Raw genomic sequence first — 2,008 nt, forward strand, 5'->3', positions numbered from 1 at the left:
CGCGACGATCGAACCGTCCGACGTCTCCGCGCTGGCCAAGCCGCTGGTCATCGCCTTCGTCTTCGGCATCGTGGGCATCGGGCTGTTCTCCGCCCTCGTCGGCAAGCTCCTCGGCTACAGCGTCCCGATGTCGGTCGCAATCGGGCTGACCGCGCTCTACGGTTTCCCAGGCACCATGATCCTGGCCCAAGAAGCCGCCCGCGGCGCCGGGGACTCACCCGAAGAGACCGCCGCCATCGAGCACGAGATCCTGCCCAAGATGATCGTCGCCGGCTTCGCCACGGTCACCATCACCTCCGTGATCGTGACCAGCATCCTCGTCGGCGGCATCGGAGGCGGGTAACCAGCTGTCTCGAAGGGTCGAGCAAGGTCTCTGAAGCCCGAAGCGAGGTGCAATCGGTCCGTCGGAGAGTCGACGCGACGGCCGCGCGGCGCGAAGTGCCGCCAGTTGTGTACGACTCGAGATCGTCAGATCGTCGAGCTGTGACCTCGTCCTGGCCGAGGCGTTGCAGCTGGAGGCATGCTTAGAGATCAGCAAGCGCGCCCAAGGGGATCCCACCCCCACGTTTACCCCACGAATTCTGTGCACAGCGACACTCGACAACAGTCACCAATGCGGGGTCGTCGCGGCTGCGCGTCGCCCAAATTTGCAGATCACACGCAGTTTCGCCAGGTGGTGCGAGATACCGAGGGAGACACTTTCGGCCCCCGGATTTCTTCGAGGGATCGCAGGTTCAAATCCTGTCAGCCCGACAGATCCGCGAGGCACGGAAGCCGTGTCTGACGTGCGGAAACAGACCGCGAGGGCCGTACCCACCTAGCTCCGGGTACGGCCCGGGCGGTGTCTGCCTCTCACGAACTTCTCACGAGTCGCCGGAGGTCATCCGCTCCCAGGCCGAGCCGGTCGGCCCGCCCGTGACCGTGCCGATCAACGCGGACAACCGCGCCGCCGCTGCTGCGATCCCGGACCGCTTACCATGCGCCATCGGTTTCGTTCGGAGGACATCTCTCATGCCTAGCCTGTTCCGGGCACGCGTTACGGCGTTGTTGACGCTTGTCACGTTGTTCGCGGCTGGCTGTGCCGCTAGCGACAGGCCCATCGCCCCCAAAGATGAGGGGACAGTTCGCGCGGCTGTGGCGGAATTGACGCCGCCACCAGGATATGAGCAAAGCAGCGACTGCCCCGTCCAGGACGCGAAGTGCTTCACGAGCGAGGCGCATAGCGACGGACCCCTGGACGCCAGTGCCCGCTCGCTACTAGAAGCTTTTGGGCTCCATGTAGATACCGACAGCGTCACGTGCTCGTCCGTAGCAAGCGGGCCGTCATCGATCGCCGATTGCGTCGCCTTTGGACGGATTGGCAATGTGCAGTTTGCTGTCACGATAACCTCAACAACGAGGAGGCCTGGAAGTTCGATGGCCCAAGGTACGACCATAATGGTCGCACCGTCTCGAATCGAAGACTGAAGCGATACTCACGCGCACCATTCGCAGGATGAACGGCGCACCCCGCGATTTCCACGTGAGCGTCGGGACGGAACCTCTCACGAGCGACCGAGAGTCACCCGTTCGCGGGCCGGGCCGGTCGGCCCCGTGTCCGTGAATGTGGATAGCCGCGCCGCTGCTGCTGCGACTTCGGTTCGTCCACCGTGTCGCCGCCGGACGTGAGGGGCCAGCGACCACGGATTGCATTGAGGCTTCTGCGGGGCGATGCGCTTCTCCTCCTAATCGAGCAGCTGGTCGAGTCGCCGGGGTGGGTCATGACCGGCGGCAGTGACCTCGTCCCTGGCCGAGGCGTGGGACCACGCGTCCCAGCTGGATACGTCGGCCCGGGCGTCATGTACGCGCACGATCGTCGGGCCGGTTTCAGTCGGCGTTGTTGTGGTCGTCATGTCGCCCGTCCTGTCGCTGGTGGTGAGCGTTCCGTGGGAGTCCCTCAAGCGTGGATTGGTCCAGGTCCCGGGAGAGGACCGGACGCGCGGGACCCTCCTCCCGCGGGGACGATTCG

The 2,008-nt window shown here is 65.0% G+C and carries 1 pseudogene; it reads left to right on the forward strand.

Annotation, left to right across the window (positions count from 1 at the left end):
• A pseudogene (locus tag ACXJKG_RS20815) lies at positions 1-343 on the forward strand (hypothetical protein); the annotation flags it as partial.
• Between the last annotated feature and the right edge of the window lie 1,665 nt (positions 344-2,008).

Source organism: Cellulomonas sp. P5_C6 (assembly GCF_054049635.1).